Source organism: Maridesulfovibrio salexigens DSM 2638 (assembly GCF_000023445.1).
GTDB classification, from domain to species: domain Bacteria; phylum Desulfobacterota; class Desulfovibrionia; order Desulfovibrionales; family Desulfovibrionaceae; genus Maridesulfovibrio; species Maridesulfovibrio salexigens.
In genome coordinates, this window is record NC_012881.1 from 3,451,629 (window position 1) to 3,471,334 (window position 19,706).

Annotated in this window: 18 protein-coding genes; 4 read left to right on the forward strand and 14 right to left on the reverse strand. The window is 46.2% G+C overall.

Features of this window, described 5'->3' with window-relative positions:
- Nucleotide 1 precedes the first annotated feature (1 nt).
- The 5 genes from DESAL_RS15770 to DESAL_RS15785 all read right to left on the reverse strand — a co-directional run bounded on the left by DESAL_RS15770 (nt 2) and on the right by DESAL_RS15785 (nt 6,152).
- Nucleotides 2-3,022: a response regulator gene (locus tag DESAL_RS15770; RefSeq protein WP_015852970.1), complete on the reverse strand. Its 3,021-nt coding sequence runs from the start codon at nt 3,020-3,022 to the stop codon at nt 2-4.
- 20 nt (nt 3,023-3,042) lie between these two features.
- A complete protein-coding gene (locus DESAL_RS15775) occupies nt 3,043-4,038 on the reverse strand; it encodes an ABC transporter substrate-binding protein (protein WP_245543753.1) in 996 nt (331 codons plus the stop codon).
- A 174-nt stretch (nt 4,039-4,212) separates the two neighbouring features.
- Complete coding sequence (locus tag DESAL_RS15780) at nt 4,213-5,262, reverse strand: endonuclease/exonuclease/phosphatase family protein (protein WP_015852972.1); 1,050 nt, start codon at nt 5,260-5,262, stop codon at nt 4,213-4,215.
- Nucleotides 5,263-5,436: 174 nt separating this feature from the next.
- On the reverse strand, nt 5,437-5,610 hold the full coding sequence (locus tag DESAL_RS20365; RefSeq protein ID WP_015852973.1) for a hypothetical protein: 174 nt from the start codon (nt 5,608-5,610) through the stop codon (nt 5,437-5,439).
- An 80-nt stretch (nt 5,611-5,690) separates the two neighbouring features.
- On the reverse strand, nt 5,691-6,152 hold the full coding sequence (locus DESAL_RS15785) for a hypothetical protein (protein WP_015852974.1): 462 nt from the start codon (nt 6,150-6,152) through the stop codon (nt 5,691-5,693).
- Between the two features lie 80 nt (nt 6,153-6,232).
- Here DESAL_RS15785 and DESAL_RS15790 point away from each other — a divergent pair, with 80 nt between their 5' ends.
- Both DESAL_RS15790 and DESAL_RS15795 read left to right on the forward strand, forming a co-directional pair.
- On the forward strand, nt 6,233-6,814 hold the full coding sequence (locus tag DESAL_RS15790) for a hypothetical protein (protein ID WP_015852975.1): 582 nt from the start codon (nt 6,233-6,235) through the stop codon (nt 6,812-6,814).
- A gap of 277 nt (nt 6,815-7,091) precedes the next feature.
- A complete protein-coding gene (locus tag DESAL_RS15795; RefSeq protein ID WP_015852976.1) occupies nt 7,092-7,430 on the forward strand; it encodes a hypothetical protein in 339 nt (112 codons plus the stop codon).
- Nucleotides 7,431-7,519: 89 nt separating this feature from the next.
- Here DESAL_RS15795 and DESAL_RS15800 read toward each other — a convergent pair whose 3' ends face one another.
- The 3 genes from DESAL_RS15800 to DESAL_RS15805 all read right to left on the reverse strand — a co-directional run bounded on the left by DESAL_RS15800 (nt 7,520) and on the right by DESAL_RS15805 (nt 9,583).
- The gene (locus DESAL_RS15800) at nt 7,520-8,230 is read right to left on the reverse strand and encodes a peptide arginase family protein (RefSeq protein WP_015852977.1); all 711 of its coding nucleotides are present in this window, start codon (nt 8,228-8,230) and stop codon (nt 7,520-7,522) included.
- A gap of 311 nt (nt 8,231-8,541) precedes the next feature.
- A complete protein-coding gene (locus tag DESAL_RS20370) occupies nt 8,542-8,709 on the reverse strand; it encodes a hypothetical protein (RefSeq protein WP_015852978.1) in 168 nt (55 codons plus the stop codon).
- A gap of 217 nt (nt 8,710-8,926) precedes the next feature.
- Nucleotides 8,927-9,583 (reverse strand): LexA family transcriptional regulator, encoded by a 657-nt coding sequence (locus DESAL_RS15805; protein ID WP_015852979.1) that lies wholly within the window; start codon nt 9,581-9,583, stop codon nt 8,927-8,929.
- Between the two features lie 162 nt (nt 9,584-9,745).
- Here DESAL_RS15805 and DESAL_RS15810 point away from each other — a divergent pair, with 162 nt between their 5' ends.
- On the forward strand, nt 9,746-10,045 hold the full coding sequence (locus DESAL_RS15810; RefSeq protein WP_015852980.1) for a hypothetical protein: 300 nt from the start codon (nt 9,746-9,748) through the stop codon (nt 10,043-10,045).
- A gap of 64 nt (nt 10,046-10,109) precedes the next feature.
- Here DESAL_RS15810 and rnr read toward each other — a convergent pair whose 3' ends face one another.
- The 4 genes from rnr to DESAL_RS15830 all read right to left on the reverse strand — a co-directional run bounded on the left by rnr (nt 10,110) and on the right by DESAL_RS15830 (nt 15,947).
- A complete protein-coding gene (gene rnr / locus DESAL_RS15815) occupies nt 10,110-12,350 on the reverse strand; it encodes a ribonuclease R (protein ID WP_015852981.1) in 2,241 nt (746 codons plus the stop codon).
- Between the two features lie 113 nt (nt 12,351-12,463).
- Nucleotides 12,464-13,543, reverse strand: coding sequence for a tetraacyldisaccharide 4'-kinase (gene lpxK / locus DESAL_RS15820; RefSeq protein WP_015852982.1), 1,080 nt, complete (start codon nt 13,541-13,543; stop codon nt 12,464-12,466).
- A gap of 85 nt (nt 13,544-13,628) precedes the next feature.
- On the reverse strand, nt 13,629-14,360 hold the full coding sequence (locus DESAL_RS15825) for a Bax inhibitor-1/YccA family protein (RefSeq protein ID WP_015852983.1): 732 nt from the start codon (nt 14,358-14,360) through the stop codon (nt 13,629-13,631).
- A 138-nt stretch (nt 14,361-14,498) separates the two neighbouring features.
- Nucleotides 14,499-15,947, reverse strand: a complete 1,449-nt coding sequence (locus DESAL_RS15830) for an oligopeptide:H+ symporter (protein WP_015852984.1) — start codon at nt 15,945-15,947, stop codon at nt 14,499-14,501.
- A gap of 223 nt (nt 15,948-16,170) precedes the next feature.
- Here DESAL_RS15830 and DESAL_RS15835 point away from each other — a divergent pair, with 223 nt between their 5' ends.
- Complete coding sequence (locus tag DESAL_RS15835; RefSeq protein ID WP_015852985.1) at nt 16,171-17,277, forward strand: DUF6765 family protein; 1,107 nt, start codon at nt 16,171-16,173, stop codon at nt 17,275-17,277.
- A gap of 64 nt (nt 17,278-17,341) precedes the next feature.
- Here DESAL_RS15835 and DESAL_RS15840 read toward each other — a convergent pair whose 3' ends face one another.
- Nucleotides 17,342-18,289, reverse strand: a complete 948-nt coding sequence (locus DESAL_RS15840; RefSeq protein WP_015852986.1) for a calcium/sodium antiporter — start codon at nt 18,287-18,289, stop codon at nt 17,342-17,344.
- Between the two features lie 230 nt (nt 18,290-18,519).
- Nucleotides 18,520-19,569 (reverse strand): DUF814 domain-containing protein, encoded by a 1,050-nt coding sequence (locus tag DESAL_RS15845; protein ID WP_015852987.1) that lies wholly within the window; start codon nt 19,567-19,569, stop codon nt 18,520-18,522.
- Nucleotides 19,570-19,706 lie beyond the last annotated feature (137 nt).

Consider the following 19,706-nt stretch of genomic DNA (forward strand, 5'->3'; position numbering starts at 1 on the left):
ACTACAGGCTATGCCTGAGAATTTCCTTGATCAGAGAGATCTTTTTGATGGGCTTCGGTAAAAATCCGCTGCAACCAGCCTTGTGGCAATCTTTCCGGTCTTCCTCTCGTGCATTGGCTGTTAAAGCAACTATCGGTGTAGCCGGATATCCATTTTCCCATTCGTAAGCTCTGATTTCGCGGGTGGCGTCAAGTCCATCCTTTCCGGGCATCTGGATATCCATCAACACCAGATCAAAGTTGTTTTCACGGTACATGTTCACAGCTTCATTACCGTTGGTGGCATAACGCAATCTGAATGGAGTATCCTTAAGGAAGAAACCCAGCAACATTCGGTTGTTTTCCGAATCTTCCACCACAAGGATACGCAGGGGCTTAAGCTCTACAGTCTCTTCACGACTCTCGGCATCAATGGAAGATTCACCATAGATGCCAAGCATCGCCTTTCGCAGCCCCCCACGGGTCACAGGCCAGTGCACACTTCCTTTCACACCGAAAATATTATTTATTTCAGGACTGTTACTACTAACTCCGGGCGAAGAAGAGAGAGTACACAACACAGGATTTTCACTGTTAAGCCGTGCTTTGATGGACTCTATTTCACTCAATCCATCTTCTTCGCCAAGCAGATCGGAAACAATCACCAGCTCGGCATTACTGCGGCAGGACTCATTCTGCACACAGGCAAAATTCAAATCACCCGAAGCCATGCAATGTGCCCCCCACTCCCGCAGGCACTTACAAATGTAATCCCGAACCTGCCCTCTTTCATCGACAACCAGAACCTGACGGTCCTTCATTGCATCCTTAATAAGCCCTGAATCTTCTTCAATTTCATCAATACTGCCAAGCTCAATATCGGTGCGGAATTCCGCTCCGCCGGACGAAACATTACGAACATCAATATGCCCGTTCATAAGTTCTACTAGATTGCGGGTTATGGACAGCCCGAGTCCTGTTCCACCGTATTTACGAGTCGTGGAAGAATCAGCCTGTACAAAATTTTCGAAAATATCTTTGAATTTTTCTTCTGAAATACCAATCCCGCTATCCCGTACAATCATATTAAGAATAGTTTTTCCCTGCGATCCGGGAGAGGAAGAAATCTCCAGCACAACTGAGCCGGAATCAGTAAATTTAATGGCATTACTAAGCAGGTTAACCAGAATCTGTTTTATCCTTGTCGGATCCCCCTCAAAGAAAGAAGGACAATAGGGATCAACATGACAGGCAAAAATCAGATTCTTTTTCCAAGCACTTACAGACATGATGCCTGCGACTTCATCCACAAGGTCATCAATATTGAACTTGGTATGCTCAAGGGTGAGTTTACCGGACTCGATCTTGGACAGATCAAGGATATCATCAATTAAATTCAGCAAAGCCTTTCCAGAGTCCCTGAAAATGGAAACATAGTTTCTTTGTTCCGAGGTCAGTCTGGTATCGGTAAGCATATCAGCCATGCCCAGAATTGAATTCATAGGTGTCCGAATTTCATGGCTCATCTGGGCTAAAAATTCACTTTTAGTACGGTTGGCAACCTCCGCTCTGGTCATAGCCTCCTCAAGCTTCTTGAGGGTATCAGCCATATGTGCAGAGTTGCGCTCTTCAATCTCTTTGGCTTTCAGCAATTCAGCGGCGTAATGCTGTAACTCTTCTTCATCGCGTTTACGATCCGTCACATCACGAACAACACTGAGCAAAACATCCTGCCCATGATAAGTAATTCTCCGGGAACGGACATCTGTGTAGACAATCTCACCGGACTTAGCCACAGCAGGACACTCAAACTGCAGGGAATTGTTGCCAGCAAAAAGACTGTTCATGAGACCACGCAAACTTTCCCTCTCATACGGAGGAACAAGCTCAAAGACGGTCTTCTTCAAAAATTCATCACGTCCATAGCCGAGAAAATCAGCACCACCGCTGTTAACCCGTATAAAAAGGCCATCCATATCGGTTATGCAGACCAAATCATCAACGTTATCAAAAAAGAACTGATACTGTTCCAGACCACGGGTTCTACGAAGGTTTTCCAACATGGAAGAGAGAGCCTTGCCCAATGCGTTGATTTCTGAAATGCGACTGTCACGATCAGGGATATCACCTTCCTGCCCTTCAGAAATATCCTCGGCGGAAGCAGTAATTACACGTAGCGGTCTGGTGAGTTTGCTGCTCAAAATGATGGAAACTACAATGCAAAGCCCTATGACTACACCGAACAAAGGCAATAAAAGCCAGAAAGTACGCTTCAACGCACTATTAAACCGTGCATCGGAAACAAAATAGGCCAGCCCCGGCACCAGTTCACTGCGATACAAAATCCCCTGCTGCTCTTTTCCAATCCGGACATTTATAAGTTCTTTATTCTCTGATGATTCACCCATAACCAAAGGCAGAATCTCACCGGAAATTAGGTCATAGGCCTTACCTTGATCAAAGAGAACCATCCTGCTTTCATGGGAATTTTGAAATGTAGTCACTATCTCAGATCTGGAAAAATCAACAAGACAGGCAGCACTTCCCACAATCTCGGATCTGCTGCGGATAGGAAGTGAAAACACGGTCATAAAATCACCATCCCCGACTCTGCAAAAAGAGCAACGGTGAGGAGAATTTTCTAACGCACTCTGGATAAAGGGTTCATCAAACGGTCTGGGTGAAGAAGTAAAAATCCTGCCATCATCTTTACGCAACACAAAAAAATCTATCCCCAAAGGGGCTTGGTCATATTCTGACAGCTTCTCGGATAGCGGGTAGTCCACCCCCATCATTATGGCAACACGAATGGAGTTATCCTTACTCAACTCTCCAAGGCGGGCCATTGCACGGTGAAGGAAGCTGTAGAGTTCAAGACTGGCTTCCTGCCCCTCAGCCCGCACCCGATCATGATATTCATTTTTCAGGGTACTAAAATAGCTGTAAGAAAATACTCCCCCCATAGCGAGGGCGGTAACAATAGCCATTCCGCAGATTGCGGCAGCCACTAGGGTTGAAAGCTTGTAGGAAGATGTATTTCTCATTTCAGCAACGCGAATTTCAGCTATTTGTATACAACGTCAGCAGCCATCAAAATATCGGCAGGAATTTCCATTCCCAACTCTTTTGCCCGCTTGAGATTAAAAACAAGGGCATAACGTTCAGCCTCTTCAACCGGTATATCGCCGGGAGAAGTTCCATTCAAAACAGCGGCAACCATTGCACCTGCCTGTCTTCCCATAGCAATAAAATCTACTCCAGCACCGCCAAGCATCCCTAAACGTGCAAAAGAATAGTTAATTGCTATCCCCGGTACACGGCAATTGGCTACAGTCCATTTTACTATGTCAGCTGTTGAACGACTCTTACCATTTTTATCTGTCAGCAAAGTTGCTGCCGGGTAAATGGTCCCGAGAGTAGAGTCGGAACAAGCCTGTCCCAAAATATCCACGTATTCTTCCCAGGAAGTTGCAATACGTATTTCAAATTCAATACCCAGTTGACTCCCGGCTTCGTCTATCTCTCGTCCCAGCTGCTTGAGTACGGCCCTGCCGGTAGGAGATTCATCCGAAACCACCAGCATTTTCTTAAGTCCCGGCAGGATCTTTTTCTGCACCTTGCAGGCATCAATAAAATGAAGTTTCTCGTACACCCCGGTAATATTATGCCCCGGAGCAGAGCGGGAATCCATCCATTTCACTTTTCGATCATAATCTTCAGGCTGACCGTTCAGGCCGGAAAAAACAATATTAGTATCACTGTCCACAAGCTTGAGCCCGACAGTCCTGAACGCATTGTCATCCAGCAGGACAAGAACATCGGGCTGGATTGAATCAATTTTTTCAAGAACTATTTCTACCTGCTTTGCTATGAGTTCCGGGGTATTATTCACCTTTTTTGTACTCATAGCGTACTGATGGACAGTTAAATTTTCGCCTGCGACAAATCCCGCTTTTGCAAGACGTTCCACAACACCTTGATGCTGCGGATCGCCGCAAATATTATCCAGACCGTAACTATGGACAATCATGATACTCTTATTTTCTACTTTCCCTGCCACTGCCGTGCTGCAAAAAAAGCAAAATAACATAAACACGAAAAGTATTTTATTCATCACATCCCCACAGTACAAAACATCCTTTGGACATCACACTAAATTGATAGCGGAAATACTGTAGCATTTTTTCAACGATCCAAACAGTCAAACATCTCCTCTTTTAAGTTATTGAATCAATCAAAAAGACTCTCTTGCAAACAAAAAAGAACCAAATACCGGATAATGGTCAGATGATGCAATGGTATCAATCACCTCTGCGGACTCTAAAACTAAACCCTTGGAGTAAAAAAGAAAGTCGTAACGGTGCTTGCGCTCCTCAAAAGTAAAATTCTTGTGCAGTGCTTCAGCTGACTCATCCGGGCTGCTAAGAATTTCACTGACTCCGGCCAAATTTGCACGGAATTGATTAATGAATGGAGGCTTGCTGAGATCCTTTTCCGGGATAGGCGTACCCCTGATATAGGCCTGAAAATTAAAATCGCCCCCGACAAGATAATCCACGTCCCGACTTTCTCTATTTATCCATTCGGTAAGATATTCGGCCTGCGCCACCCTTGCCGCACGGTTCCAAACACAAAGGTGAACATTATAAATACCGACACGCTTCCCAGCCACCTCAACCTCCACGCGCTGCATGGTCGATTTCCAAAGCAAGGGATAGTAAAAAATGTTTAATATCCGATTTTCAAAATTAGGTTTACACGAAGTCTGAGTGTATTCATTAGAAACAATGGGAAACTTTGAAATAACAACCGTGGCTTTGGTTATCTTACGTTCTTTGCGCAAGGGGAAATACATATCCCAGTCAACTACCGGAGCGGCGTACCCCCAGCCCAAGCGTTCCATAATATATTGCAATTGATTCATGTACCATGAACGCTTGGAATCAAGATCAACCTCCTGCAGCAATACAATATTCGCATCTTCTTCCCTGACCAGATTGATAAATTCATCCAGATTAGCCGTAAAAAAATCTTCTGGATGCTCATCTGCCAGTGTGAGCTGCATTGGGCCGGCTGCAAATCCGAGATTATAACTTAGTACCTTTAATTTATCGCCATTTACTTCTTGGCTTTCAGTCTCATCGTTAAATTTAAGAATCTGACCTTTTCGCAAATCACCTATCCGGTAGACCGGATTGGTAAACCACTTGATCAGGAAATAACCGGCAACAAGGATTAACAGGAAGACAAAAACAGAGATGAAAAATTTAAATAATGTATACATATATCTGCTCCATACTCCCAAAAAAAGTTAATACAACGTAAACAATGATTTTAAATTCATCTCCACCTTTAGTGCAGTGAACTGATCTACAATATATATAAACTAACACACAACAACAAATTCACTCATTCAAACTAAGAAACTCCCCCGCTGAATCTCAGCAGGGGAGTTTTCTTACTGTCCCTCCGGATAATAAAGAGGGCAATTTTTTCCTTCAATACGAACCAGTCTTACCGGTACCGGCTCCGCAATTTTTTTAGGAACAAAACACCGGTAAACATCATATCCTGAATTCAAAAGCAGCATGCCACTGAGCAGGATCAAGCCCAGCGCAAGGGTATTCCTCATACGCAATCCTCCAGCAGGAATAAATTTCACCTTTGCTCTTACAAGCAAAAAATGGTCCTGCCGGAGAAAGAGCCTTTATTCTAGGGACAGCTAAGAACCATCACCTCAGTTTGGGACTTTTTTGCCCTTTTGAGCTTCCGGCCACAGGTATATTCCACGTACAGATATTTACCCTTCCCGGGATAAGGATCACCGCAAATGGTATTACCAACAATTACACGGCATTTATTTTTGCCGTTACATTCTTTTACCAAGGTTTCCTTTGCGTTGCAGAAATACTGCTTGTAGCCCAGCTCCCCCTCAAGCTCAAAACTGATGTTCCCATATTTAGCACTCTGTACCCTGATAGCCTTTTCCGGCACGACACCTTCTGGCACAGCTTGAGGATTACCGTATTCAATGGACTTTACATCTTTTTCAGAAACAGGGACCTCAATAACCTTTCCATCTTTAAGAGTGATCTTCATTTCAGCCTGAAGATGAGGTACACAAACAAGTAAACCTGTGCCCAGCAGCATCAGAATAAAAACAATACGAAACATAAATTCATCCTCCAATAACGATTTAAACCATTGGCAGCATAGCGTAAAACAACAGTCAGTAAAACCGTGGAGTTCCATTTATGAAAATATTAATCGCCACCATATCCATATTCTGGCTCACAATATCTCCTGCAATAGCTCAAGAGCTTGAAAATCTGAAAGATTTGAAACGCCCCCGCTATGAGGCAATATTTCCAGAAAGAACCAACACAGAAGAAGCAACACAACAACAGGCTCCGCAGGATAAGGCAGAAGTCAAAGTTGAGAACAATACCCGCTTTGCAGGAATTTTTAAAGGAAAGGTGACTGTTCACTACAAAGGGGAATTAGTAACGACAGAAGCCAAACTACATATATATACAGATGAATCTGAACGGAAAAGCCATTATGACAGTTACATTATCCCGCAGACTGGCGATTACCTCGAATCAACATGGATGCTGGATAAGAGTGAGGTTCATAGATCTGTGACGATATCAGGCTCTTCGCTCTATGTAACCGATATCATCGAATATAAAAGAGGCGGTAATTCACAGATAAGGACTCTCGTATTTTCACCTGACTATTCGGCACTGACATTCTTGAAAACTGAGTTTGACGATTCCCCTTCTAATCAGGCAACAGGTCAGATCATCGGTAGGTTCACAAGAATTGAAGACTGAATGCCCCCGGCCTGGGTGTCAGGGATGACCGGGGGCATTGCTGGGAAGAGGCTGGTACATTTTCTTGAGAGATACATGAAGTGTTGGTGAGTTGAAAATAGCAGAACCTGAGCACAAATCATGACATGAAGGTTACAATTAACTGCAATTTCGGTTTTATTATCGGCTTGCAAACTTCCTTTAATTTCGATTTGGGATGTCCGGTGTATCTTGAAAAACAAATGTTTTTACTCCATAATCAAATTTAATAAACGGAAACTGAAATACGGAGTTTAGAATGTATATTTTGAAAAAAGGTCAAGAGAACAAATTTCAGGATCTTATCCCACTTGGCGAAACAGACTGGCCGGAAGAAGTAAAAAAAGAAATCTGCGATTTTTTCAAAACTGCCGGGGTGGACGACCCAATGACCCAGAAACTGGTAGAACCGGGCCTGCAAGGCTTCCGACATAAAGACCACAACGAAGAAATAGACTGGGATGATGTTGTCGCTTATTTCAAATATGAAGCCCTGAGCGTGCTGATTATGCATGACGATAAATTCAAGGAAAAAGCGGAAGAACTTTACACTGACTTTTTCGCCAACCACAAATTCAAGGTCTGGAACAAAGACTAATCCGGCCTGCAATAAAATCAAAAGCCCCGGCAATCCTATACGGATTACCGGGGTTTTTCATATTCACATAAATATACAAACTTAAATCTCTACTTGGGCAGGGAAAATTCTATTTTAAGCCCCCGATTAAGAACAGCCAGAGCATTTTCGGCACCTTCCCATCCGGCAGCACATTCTGGACTGAGACTTACGGTCAAAACCTTGATAACACCGCCATCAAGAGCCTTGCGCAATTCAGCTCCCCAACCTTCAATATACTCATCGGTGAAAAGTCGATTCATCTTCCCGTCAGCCATGCGTCCGAAAAAATAATCCAGATCAAGGTTAAAAATCCAGCTACCCTTCAATTCTCCAAGTGCTGCGGGAAACTCCCAAGGTTCATAGGCAGCGTAGCTGATAGATTGCGGAGCTGAGCCTTTACCATGAGTGGCAAATGCCCAGTTTGAAATTCTTTCTCCATACTTTTCGATGAAAAGGCCGAGATAATTATCCCAGCGGAAAAGCGGAGTCACGGCGAAAAAGTCATTGTCATATCCGCACTCAAGATATTCGTTGATACCGAAATCTTCAAATTCAGCATGTGGGAAATGAGAATAATCCTGCGCTGAAAACAAGGCATCAAAATGACGATCCACATGGAAAATGTTTAGGTTTTCGCCTTTTTTCAAACTTTCCATCCAGCACCAGAAGGCAGCGCGGTGATTATCCATTATGAATATATTATCTTGCTTCCACAGGAAATTCAGCTTGATAGCTGTAGAGTGGTTCCGCCCCTGAAAATATACCAACCATTCACCCATTATTCACCTCCGAAAATTCAAGCATAATGCTGCAAAACACAAAGTGTGTATCAGCCTGCCGCGTTCCGGTCCAGCCTGCTCAGGATGCCCCAGCGCAGACACATATCAAAAAGGGCGGCAGATTGTCCCCGACGGACAACCTGCCATGATGATGAGAGATGGATTAAGTGTGTAGATGAGACGGTGCTGTATTCCGGCAGGCAACAGGGGAGAAGCCCACAGAAAAATAAAATATGTATGCGCAGTCAGAAACGACCACAGCTTATACCCTGACTTGAATGCAGCTAAAACTGCCCACGTCCGGGAAATAATTACTTAAGACTATTTATATCAAGAGGAGAACCGCAGACCGGACAGACCCTGATAGTCTTACCGAATGTATTCCCCATAACCCAGAAACGGGTAAACCATGCTTCGTCCTTTTTGCTGTGGTACTGGACCATAACCCTGTTACCGCATTTGCAAAATCTTTCCTGCATGACCGACTCCTGCTTCGTGAATTCATCTGGATTTAAATCCGCCTTCCCGGCGTGCCCTTGCCATGTGACGACTTCAATTAATCACAACAAAACATTTGTGTCAACTTAAAATAAACACTACACAACAATTTCTTTACCCGAAGTTAACTTCAATTAAATTATGAACAAAAAAAAGCCTCCCCAAGGGGAGGCCTAAAAAAACAATATTCAAATAAAACTAATGATACTCGCGGGAAACCCAGACAACCTGTCCAAGGACTCGAACATTCTCAAGCTCATCACCGCCAAGATATATGGGAGCATAATCTTTGTTGTCACTATGCAGAACGACCTGCCCGGGCCGTTTTTCCACCCTTTTAACCATGACGGTATCTTCAACACCTACGGCGTAAATACCACCGGCAAGAATATCTTTGCGGGACTGATCCAGCAAAACGATGTCACCTTCTTTCAATTCCGGCTCCATGCTGTTGCCATAAACTTCCATTAAAACCATATCAGACGGATTTCCTTTGCCGCCGATCCAATCTTTACGGAAGGCATAGAAACCCTCAATTTCACCACCGGTTTCAAATGACCCGCCACCGGCGGAAAGACGTGCTGCGACCTTAGGTATACGGGAGAATTCATCTGCGAACTCCACGGCATTAACTTCCGGGCGCGGAGAGCCCAAACCGGACTCAAGCCATGTAGAATCGAGATTGTAGCGCACGGAAAGCTCAAGAATCCAACGCGGAGGAACTGCACCTTTCTTTTTTACAAGAGAGACTGCCGCCCTTCCGACTCCCAGTTCACGAGCCAGCTGGGCCTGAGTGGAAATATCTGTATGTTCTTTCAATCTTTCAAAAAATGAATCGAAATCTTTAGCTTGCATCGGCACCTCAAATTAACAACTGTTTAACGCAAAAGTTCATCTATACTTAACATTCACAATTCGATATTGCAACTATTTTTATAAACACAGAAAGCTTTCAAAAAAAATTCGTTTGTAGTAAAGTATGCAAATAGTTAAGGGATATAGTCTTTGGAGAGCTTGATGAGTAATGACCTGATTGTGAAAAATCTGGCTACAGAATACGTGGAGCACTTTGAATTTGACTTCGGTGACGCCGGGGTTGAACTAACATTGCTTGATGATGCCCCCATAGAACTAAAAAAATTGATTACCGAACTTTGCGGCCGTATATCACCGGAAACTCTGGTCAAAGTTTATGAATCTCTTAACGCAATTGCCGAGGCGGACGATATCTACGCCTGTGAAATTGACGAAAAAGTGTGCGAGCTGACTCTGTTCTGCAAAATTGCACGCCGCATTGAACAGATCGCCACAAGCTAAATTTCAGATTAATACACGACATAAAAAAAGCCCGCTCAAATCATGATTGAGCGGGCTTTCTTATTTAGACAAACTTTTTATAATCCTCAGCTCCGGAAACAAGCGAAAGGTTTGCTTCCAGCAGTTCAAGGCTGACAGATTCCAATCGAACGGTGATCTTCTGACCCAAGCGGAAAGCATGTCCGGTGCGCTCACCGACAATCATCTGGCGATCCGACCAGAAGGTATAATAGTCATCCCCAAGCGAGGAAAGACGGACCATGCCTTCGGCCATGACCTCCTGAAATTCCACCCAGAATCCGAACTCCGCAATAGAAGAGATTACCCCGGTAAATTCCTCGCCGACCTTATCCTTAAGGAATATGATGGTCAGACGCTTGAGAATTTCGCGTTCTGCTTCCATAGCTGTACGCTCTGTTCCGCTGATAGCGCTACCGATGCGTCCCAGCTGCTTTTGTCCGGGAATGGCCTGATGCTCATCCCCCAATGCAACTTTCAAAAGCCGATGCACCACGAGGTCGGCATAACGCCTGATCGGTGAGGTGAAATGGCAATAGCATTCGGAAGCCAGCCCGAAGTGCCCTTCATTGTCCGGCTCATATTTAGCCTGCTTCATGGAACGCAGCAGCAAACGGCTGACGATGTATTCCTGATCCGTGCCTTCAGAATCTTTAATAACCTCCTGCAAGGTCTGCGGGGTAACCGGATCAGGAATCTGTTTGCTGATCCCGATTTTGCGCAGCACTTTGAACAGGTTGGTCAATTTTTCTTCATCAGGTCCGGGGTGCACGCGGTACAGGCATCCGATTTCCTTTTCGGTCAGGAATTCCGCCACAGCTTCGTTAGCAGCAATCATAAATTCTTCAACGATCTGGTGCGCGAAGTTGCGGCAGCGCGGACGAATGTCCACGGTACGGCCCTGCAAGTTGAAAAGGATTTCCGGTTCCGGCAGATCGAACTCAAGGCTGCCTCGAGCATTGCGCCGCTTGTTAATCTTACGGGCCAGTTCTTCACAAAGTTTAAGCATTGGAAGCAGGTCACCAAGACTTTCCTGCTCTTCTTTTTCGCCGAGGATAACTCCCTGATAGACCTGTTCATAGGTCAAGCGTCCCTGACTCCTGATTACAGCCGGAGCAAATGAGGAATTTACAGGTGCACCGGACTTATCAAACTCAATAGTCGCGGTCATAGCCAGACGGTTTACGTCCGGGTTCAAACTGCACAGCCCGTTACTCAGAGCCTCAGGAAACATGGGTTCCACGGACTTAGGAAAATAGTAGGAGTTACCGCGCTTCAAAGCCTCTCGATCCAGCGGTGATTCCATTGCAACATAGTGGCTGACATCTGCGATTGCGACCCGCAAACGGTAGCCACCAGCGATCTTTTCCACAAAAACAGCATCGTCAAAGTCTTTTGCGGTCGCGCCATCGATAGTAACAAAAGGAATATCGCGCATGTCCTCACGGTCCGCAAAATCCTCTTCCACCGGTTCATCGGGCAGGGCATCAGCCACAGCCAGAACCTTGCCCGGAAATGCAGTTGGTATGCCATGATTAGCCTTAACAATGGCTTCCTGTACGATGGCATCATCTTCATCGCCGAGCATTTTCAGGATACGGCCCTCCCAAAGGGACGGGTTGATCTGCTCTCCGGGGGCCACCAGCAGGATATCCCCTCTTGATACGCGGGTGAAATCCACTTCCGCATCAACAGATTCAGCCGGATAAATTTCCCTGCCGTTATCATCCAGTACAGGCTCATTAACCACGGCTTCATCAGGTTCAACCACAATACCGAAATCCAATCGAGGATCAGTGGGATGGCAAAGCAGTGCAGTGCCGCCCATAGGACGGATTACACGTACCGGGAAGACCTGCTTGCCACGCTCAAGTACCCGAACCACACGCCCTTCTTCGCGTTTACCACCCCAGTGGGAGCCGGTAATTGCCACGGTGACCCTATCGCCATGCCATGCATCGCGCAGGTTCTTGGTGTGGATATAAATATCCTTACGTTTCTTATCGTCCGGAAGCAGAAAGGCTGCTCCGGAACGCTGGACCTGAAGCTTTCCGGTAACCAGATTCATCTTCTCAACAACGCCGTAAGCACTGCCTATTTTGATAATTTTACCTTCACGGACAAGATCTTTCAGTATATTTTTAACGAACTTACGGTGCCGTTTAGTAAGGCCGACCCTTTTCTCCAGCTCGCCTACAGATAAAGGTTTGCGGCTTTGCTTAAAAACATTCATAGCCTCATAGGGCTTGATCATACCGGGATTCTTCGATTTTCTTTTCTTTCCCATTTCTTTTCCTATTTGATGCGCCATCGCGCTTTATTTTGATTTGATTTTGCCTCCGGCGGCTTAAAACCTTTTAATAAGCTTCGCTGTATTTACTTAGGGGAGGCGTAGTATTCTTATTTATTAAATGCGTCGATTAATCTTTGTTTATTCCACCACTTATCGAAGGGAGCTTCTTCTGTATCGTCAAAAAATATGGCTTCTCTAAATTCCACTTCCAAATCAATTACGTAAAAATCTTCACACCCGAGTTTAGTCAGTTTTACAGCGTCCTTGGGGGTGCAGATAATCCGTTTCGCACCCGCTGCCGCCGCTTTCCTGCGGATTACTTCCACATCCTGCACAGTGTATGCATGGTGATCCTTGAAAATTACAAATTCTTCCGGCACGCGGCCCATGTATTTTTCTACATCCGTGCGCAGTATTTCCGGTTTGCCGATCCCGGCAAAGAGCAGATATTTATCGCTACCGAAATCAAGACGATCTCCCCCGCCGAGAAGCTTGAGTCCTTTAGCTTTTAGCTCAAACTGAAATACGGGATTCCCGAACTTCGCCAATTTTTCCTGTATCAACCAATGCATTCGCCGGAAAGCGTCCGGACTACTCTTCACAAAAAACACATCCGCCCGTTGCAGGGCCTGCACACTCTCCCTCCAAGTACCACGAGGAATGACCTTGTCCCAGCCCGTTGTGAAATCATCAAGAGTGAGCAGCACGAAATCAAGATCACGCTCCACCGCCATGTGCTGAAAGCCATCATCAAGCAGTATCAATCCCGGCTGAAATTCCTGAGCAGCCCAAGCACCGGAACGTTTACGCACAGGATCAACCACAATCTTCGCCTGCGGGTTGTCATTTGCCAGCATAAGCGGTTCATCCCCGGCCTCACCAACCGGACTTAGCCTATTCACCAGATACGGCACATGCGCGGGCTTGGCCCCATAACCACGGGTCAGCAGCACTGTCAACAAATCCTCGCGCTCCGCCCATTTGAGCAGCCAGTCCGCAACAGGAGTTTTACCGCTCCCCCCGGAACCGATATTGCCTATGGAAATACACGGGCACTCGGGACGAAAACGCTCATATTCTCCCTGCGCATATTTTTCTGCACGGCGAGCCATAACCGCACCATACCCTTTCGAAATAGGCGCGAGAACGGGGCTGAGAATCTTCTGAGCCTTAAACAGCAGGGACACGGCAATCTCCTTGGATTATACACAAAAAAACACGCTCAAACCCTACTGGGTTTGAGCGTGCCTGTAAATGTACAACTTATCTCAACTACTCGCGGTTACCCATAAGGCGAAGCAGGAAGATGAACATGTTGATAAAGTCGAGATACAGGGTCAGCGCACCGAGGATGGTACCGCGTCTTACTGCGGTTGCATCATCAGCAGGAATGTACTCGCCCATATCTTTGAGCTTCTGGGAATCGTAAGCGGTCAGGCCAGCGAAGATGAATACACCCAGAACGGAAATGGCAAAAGTCAGTGCAGAACTCTGCATGAAGAAGTTCACCACCATAGCGATAAGAATACCAAACAGACCCATCATCATGAACGCGCCCATTCCGGTCAGATCCTTGCGGGTAGTCAGGCCGTACAGGGACATCGCTCCAAACATTCCTGCGGTAACGAGGAAGGTCTGAAAAATGGAAGCCGCTGTGTAAGCGATCAGAATGGTGGAAAGGGTCAAACCGTTCAGTGCGCTATAGGCCATAAACAGCCCGGTAGCTGCACCGGAAGACAGTTTGGAAATACGCATGGAAAGGTAAAATACCAGACCGATTTCACCTATAGCCGCCACCCAGAACAACATGGTCGGGGCAATTGCTCCGGTTTCGGGATTCTGGGCCAGCACGAGGTTCAGCACTGCCGGGGTGGAAAGGGTTACCCATGCCACGGCTGCGGTTGCCAACAGGCCCGCGCTCATCCAGCTGTAAATGCCGCGCATAAATGCATTAAGGACTTCCGGTCTCGCGCTAACGGAACCGGCTGCACCGAATCTACTCATAATTAATCTCCTTGAATTCTTTTTTAAGAGCGAACATTCCAGTTCGCATTTTTTATATACTTTCAGAGTATAAATAAACAGCTTAGGGCCCACAGGCAAGGTTTTTCGGTCGATTTTCAGCGGGGCAAATACTCCCGACTAATCTCGAATATACTTTTTCAACACCGGAACAAATCCGGTCATAACCAAACCTATCGCACCGGTAGCCATTCCAATCTTCAGAAACAGATCATCATAGATATCAAGAGACTGCAACGCAGTAACTCCATGTTCCGGGACACTGGCCATTGTCGCAATCTCCCCGCCGAGAACCATCGCCACGGACTGAAACATGAACCATGCTCCCATCATAAATCCCATGGACCGTTCCGGGGTCAAACGGGCAACCATTGCCAGACCGAGACCGCTGACCAGCAGTTCGCCAAGACTCTGAAATCCGTAACTGAGAACCAGCCAGTTACCGGACACAAAACCCTTTGCATCCGCCTGAAACTTGGCAACATAAGCCAAAGTCAGGAACGCCGCACAACACATGAGCATGCCGAGCGCGAATTTTCCGGGCAGGGACAAATCCTTTCCAGCTTTATCCAAACGGGCATAAGCAACCGCCAATACCGGACTGATGATCATAACCCAGAACGGATTCAGAGCCTGAAAAGACGCAGGTTCAACCGGAATGCCAAAGATGTACGGATCCACATTGCGAGCCGCGAAAAGGTTAAGCGAAGTCGGCATCTGCTGATAAAGGGCAAAGAACACGATAGCCTCAGCCATAAGAATCAAACAGATGACCAGATTGGCTTTTTCATGATGTTCAGCACGCATAATCTCGCGCACATAAAGTACTGCAACTACCACAAGGGCGGCGTAAAGCAGCTCATGAGCAAGAGTCAGGTGAGTCAGGAGTACAGCTGAAATTCCGGCAATTGCAGCGGTTCCAATCAAGGTAAGCAACAGTTTCTTCATATCCAGCGGTTCAAAATCAGCTTCTGAGCCCACCGGATCAAGAATGGAACGAAAAGCAATATAGTTCCCGATAGCTATGAGCATACCGATAAAACAGACAAAGAAACCTGCGTTCCAACCGTAATGTTTCTGGATAATCGGACAAAGCGACATCGCTGCGAATGAACCGATATTGATCGCCATGTAGTAAAGGGTGAAAGCACCGTCGACACGAGAATCGCCCTTTTCATAAAGCTTGGAAACCAGAGCCGAGGGGTTCGCCTTGAACAGCCCGTTCCCGGCAATGATTATGCCCAGTGCCGGATAAAGAAATTTTTCGCAGTCATACCCCAGCAGCCCATACCCGGAAGCAAGAACAATAGCTCCCAGAAACATGGTCCTGCGGTTACCTAAAATTTTGTCACCGATATAACCGCCAGCACAGATAAAAGCATAAACAAGAGCCGCAAAAGCACTGAAGGTCTGGTCTGCCAGATTGTCAGAGAACCCCAGTTTCTTGACCATGAACAAAACCAGAAGGGCCTGCATTCCGTAGTAACCGAACCGTTCCCACATCTCCACTGAGAAGAGCAGATAAAATGGCTTGGGATGGCTGAAAGCACCGCTTGAACTCTGCGACATCACGAACTCCTTATTCTGGACAACTTGGTATTTTATTTCGCTTTATACGACAGATAAGAATGAAATGCGAGGGATTAAGGGAAAGTATGTTGGACTTAACTGGACCGTGCCTCAATTCTGCACATCGATCGTATTCATAATTCTATATTGCACTCTTTAGTTTTTAGTCATAAATATAGCTTTACCGTTTTAAAATACCATTCAAATTACAGGAGACTTTATTTTGCAAAAAGACATGCATTATTACGGAACCTACGTCATGGCCCGCGCAGCAGGTATCGGACAGCGAAAAGCACAGGTTATCGCCAGTGCAGCCCAGTTTGTGGATGACAACGCAGCCAGTAAGGGAATTGAGTTCAAGGATGGAGGAGCATTACAATCCCGCGCAACAGCACATCACTGGTATCATCTCAGCAATATAGACACTGACGATCAGCGCTATGTTTGGGTACCGTTTCACTTCCTACCTGGAAATGAAGGTGAAAAATTCTCAGAAAGACTAGTTTGCCGTAAAAACAGTGGAATAGCCCAAGCGATGGTTGCCAACCATCTGGATCATGCTGACAAAATAGATTTCTCGGACGAACTTATCGGCATCGCTGCACACGTGTATGCTGACACCTTTTCACACTATGGATTCAGCGGAGTAAGCTCAAGACTCAACCAAATTGATAACGACAGCTTTAAATTCCATGACATTCCTGAAAACACAGAGAAATATATAAAAAAAAGACAAAAGAAATTTAAGAGAAATTATTCGAAAGAAGCGGGATTATTGGCCAACATAAAGTCATGGTTTGCTGAAACATTGTCAGGTGCACTGGGACATGGCGCAGCCTGTACTTTCCCGGACCGCCCATATCTGAAATGGGAATTTGAATACGATCATGCAGGATGCAGCGGGTTAAGAGACAATCCCAAAACATTCCTTGAAGCCTGTGAAGCCCTGCACGGTATGTTTGTTCGCTATACCGAGGCCAAAGAAGGAGTGAAAGATTCAGAGGTAATTCCTTTCGATAAAATCAGATCCCAAATCAAAAGTATCATTGAATTCAAAGGGTACGAAGAAGAAGGTAGTGAACCGACAGAAGACGCACGCATCAACAGATGGAAAAAAGCCGTTGCTGAAGACAACATTCTTGGAGCACATGAAGTTATTCCTGAATATCTAGGTGATGAATGGCTTAAAGAGAAGTCTAGGCTGCACGGACAAAAACTATCCCAATCTGTCAAAGAAAAAGATGTATACCAATTCTATCAAGCAGCTTCATACCATCGGCATTACATACTTCGCAACCTCCTCCCGGAAAACAACCTGATAGTATCCTAACAAAAAGCCTCCCGCACCAAACGGTGCGGGAGGCTTATCAAATCAGTTTACGCTGCTTAAAAATCTAGCTGGTAAAGTCAAACCACCAGCGTCCGAGACTCAGGCAGACAAGAACGGCACCTTCCCAACGGGAAACCTTCCATCCGGTACGGATGAAGAAAAGTACCAGCGCAACCATCCCGACCAGTACGGTCAGTCCGGGCAAGGCAGCGGGGGAAACTTCCAGCGGACGCAGCAGGCAGGTAAGACCGAGCACTCCGGCGAAGTTAAAAAAGTCACTACCGATTAAGTTACCAAGCAACATTTCATTACGGCCCTTGAGGGATGCGGCAAGACAGGTCACCAGCTCCGGCAGGGACGTTCCTGCAGCAACGATGGTCATGCCGATCACCCAGTTGGATACACCGAAATGACGGGCAATCTCCGAAGCTGCATCAACCATAAACTCACCGCCAAGTGCGATGCCGATAAATCCTGCCAGCAACTTGATCCAATCCTTTGTGCTGACCTCGCTGCCCTCCTCTTCTTCCTCTTCCTGAACAATCCCGGCCATGGCATTGGCGGCCCTTTTGCTGTGTACCAGCAGATAGGCAATGTAACCACCGAGGATTGCCAGCAGCATAAGACCGGCTGAACGGTCCAGCATATCAAAATAGGCCAGTCCCAGAATGAGCGCAGTTGTGAAAAGCAACAGAGGAGTATCGCGCATTGCCAGCGATCTGTTAGTCGGTAAAGGCTTGATCAGGGCCATCAGACCCAAAATAAAGCCTAGGTTAAAAATGTTAGACCCGACAACATTGGAAAGGGATATATCAGAAAGTCCCTTGAATGCTGCAGTGGCTGTAACCAGAAATTCCGGCGCAGAAGTACCGAAAGCAACAATGGTCAGACCGATTACAAGGTCAGAAACCTTGTATTTCTTCGCAATCTTCGAGGCAGACTCAACAATCCAGTCCGCTCCGAACCATAATAGGAAGATACTCAGTAGAAAGAAAAATGTATTGGAAAGCATTTAAATCCCTTAATTTTGATGCGCTACGCGCTTTAGATATGAGATTTCGCCTCCGGCGGGCAAAGGAAATAATCCCTTTGCAAACCCTTGGGTTTAATTTCTAAAGTTAAATATTAAAAAGAATAACAATTTACTACTAAATACAAAAGGGTTTCCAGCAGACTTTACCATGCGATGCGGCAAAACCCTAAAAAAGGTTTAAGGGCCTATCAGAACGAAAGGAGACATGCCTAACTGTTCTGCTCCCCGCGTTCTTTTTTCCATTCTTTCAATCCATCCAGAGTAGGACGAACAAAAGATGTTTCGCGGTTGGGCATAACCTTGACGATCATCTCGCCTTCAGGACCGATTACAGCCACATGAATCTCTTCGCCAGACTTTACAGCCTTGGGAGAAAAGGATGCGGTCATAGCTGCTGCATCGAGCACGTCCTGCTGAGTCCATTCGTCATCACAAAATGCACGCCCGATGCTTAAGGGACCGGGAAAACCGCGAACCTCGAAGAGATAATCTTCAACTTCGTAAAGATCTTCAATGCGTTCATTGTCATTGCGGTTACGCCCGACTACCAGCATTTTGTTTCCGGCCCAGAACTGGCGTCCGGTGGTTGCCAGTTGAAAGGAATTCACATCCGCTTTGGTCAAACGCTGCAAAAGCGGGAAATAGCGTGCCGCATTTTCCTGCTCGGTAAGCTTGCAGCCGCCTGCGGGAGTGGGAACTTCAGAAAAACCGTAATCCTTAGCCATCTGAAGCTGAATCTTGCGGCCTCGCCCGAAAATATTGGGCAATTTCTCGCGATCAACCAGACCGGATTTTTCCACCGCGGTCTCAGGCTGAGAATGGGCACAAAGCGGTCGAAGCAGGATATCACCTGTTTCCGAGCTGTTGCGGATGGCGTTTAAGACAGGTGGTCTCTGCGACATGGGACGCTGTCCGGTCACTTCACCGGAAATGATGAATTTTGCTCCGAACTCTTTCATGAGAGTTTTAGCATGACTGATCATCATGATCTTGCAATCCACACAGGGATTGACCAGCTTACCCATGCCGTGTTCAGGCACGTCCATCATCATCTGAATATATTTTTCGCTGATATCCACGGGCATGATCTCCACGCCATAGACTTCCTGCCAATGTTCTATCTTCTCGGGATTACCGAAAAAAGGCGTAACAAAGTGCAGACCAAGAACCTTGAGGCCCTGATCCTGAATGACCTTGCAGGCCAGTATACTATCGAGGCCCCCGGAAAACAGGGCCAAAGCGTCATATTGTTTGTTCATGGGGCGGCTGTACCTTCATTTTTTGGAAACCGCAACAAAATCCGTACCCCCGAATCCATTGCATTATCAATGGGGGTTTGATATGGGAATCACTTGCCTGCTGTGTCGAAAATTCGAATCGAGCGGGCAGGAGGACG

What these genes read in the sequence shown, in the direction of transcription:
- DESAL_RS15770 (WP_015852970.1), bottom strand. Translation starts at nt 3,022, where the DNA reads ATGAGAAATACATCTTCCTACAAGCTTTCAACCCTAGTGGCTGCCGCA.
- DESAL_RS15780 (WP_015852972.1), bottom strand. Translation starts at nt 5,262, where the DNA reads ATGTATACATTATTTAAATTTTTCATCTCTGTTTTTGTCTTCCTGTTA.
- DESAL_RS20365 (WP_015852973.1), bottom strand. Translation starts at nt 5,610, where the DNA reads ATGAGGAATACCCTTGCGCTGGGCTTGATCCTGCTCAGTGGCATGCTG.
- DESAL_RS15785 (WP_015852974.1), bottom strand. Translation starts at nt 6,152, where the DNA reads ATGTTTCGTATTGTTTTTATTCTGATGCTGCTGGGCACAGGTTTACTT.
- DESAL_RS15790 (WP_015852975.1), top strand. Translation starts at nt 6,233, where the DNA reads ATGAAAATATTAATCGCCACCATATCCATATTCTGGCTCACAATATCT.
- DESAL_RS15795 (WP_015852976.1), top strand. Translation starts at nt 7,092, where the DNA reads ATGTATATTTTGAAAAAAGGTCAAGAGAACAAATTTCAGGATCTTATC.
- DESAL_RS15800 (WP_015852977.1), bottom strand. Translation starts at nt 8,230, where the DNA reads ATGGGTGAATGGTTGGTATATTTTCAGGGGCGGAACCACTCTACAGCT.
- DESAL_RS20370 (WP_015852978.1), bottom strand. Translation starts at nt 8,709, where the DNA reads ATGCAGGAAAGATTTTGCAAATGCGGTAACAGGGTTATGGTCCAGTAC.
- DESAL_RS15805 (WP_015852979.1), bottom strand. Translation starts at nt 9,583, where the DNA reads ATGCAAGCTAAAGATTTCGATTCATTTTTTGAAAGATTGAAAGAACAT.
- DESAL_RS15810 (WP_015852980.1), top strand. Translation starts at nt 9,746, where the DNA reads ATGAGTAATGACCTGATTGTGAAAAATCTGGCTACAGAATACGTGGAG.
- rnr (WP_015852981.1), bottom strand. Translation starts at nt 12,350, where the DNA reads ATGGGAAAGAAAAGAAAATCGAAGAATCCCGGTATGATCAAGCCCTAT.
- DESAL_RS15825 (WP_015852983.1), bottom strand. Translation starts at nt 14,360, where the DNA reads ATGAGTAGATTCGGTGCAGCCGGTTCCGTTAGCGCGAGACCGGAAGTC.
- DESAL_RS15830 (WP_015852984.1), bottom strand. Translation starts at nt 15,947, where the DNA reads ATGTCGCAGAGTTCAAGCGGTGCTTTCAGCCATCCCAAGCCATTTTAT.
- DESAL_RS15840 (WP_015852986.1), bottom strand. Translation starts at nt 18,289, where the DNA reads ATGCTTTCCAATACATTTTTCTTTCTACTGAGTATCTTCCTATTATGG.
- DESAL_RS15845 (WP_015852987.1), bottom strand. Translation starts at nt 19,569, where the DNA reads ATGAACAAACAATATGACGCTTTGGCCCTGTTTTCCGGGGGCCTCGAT.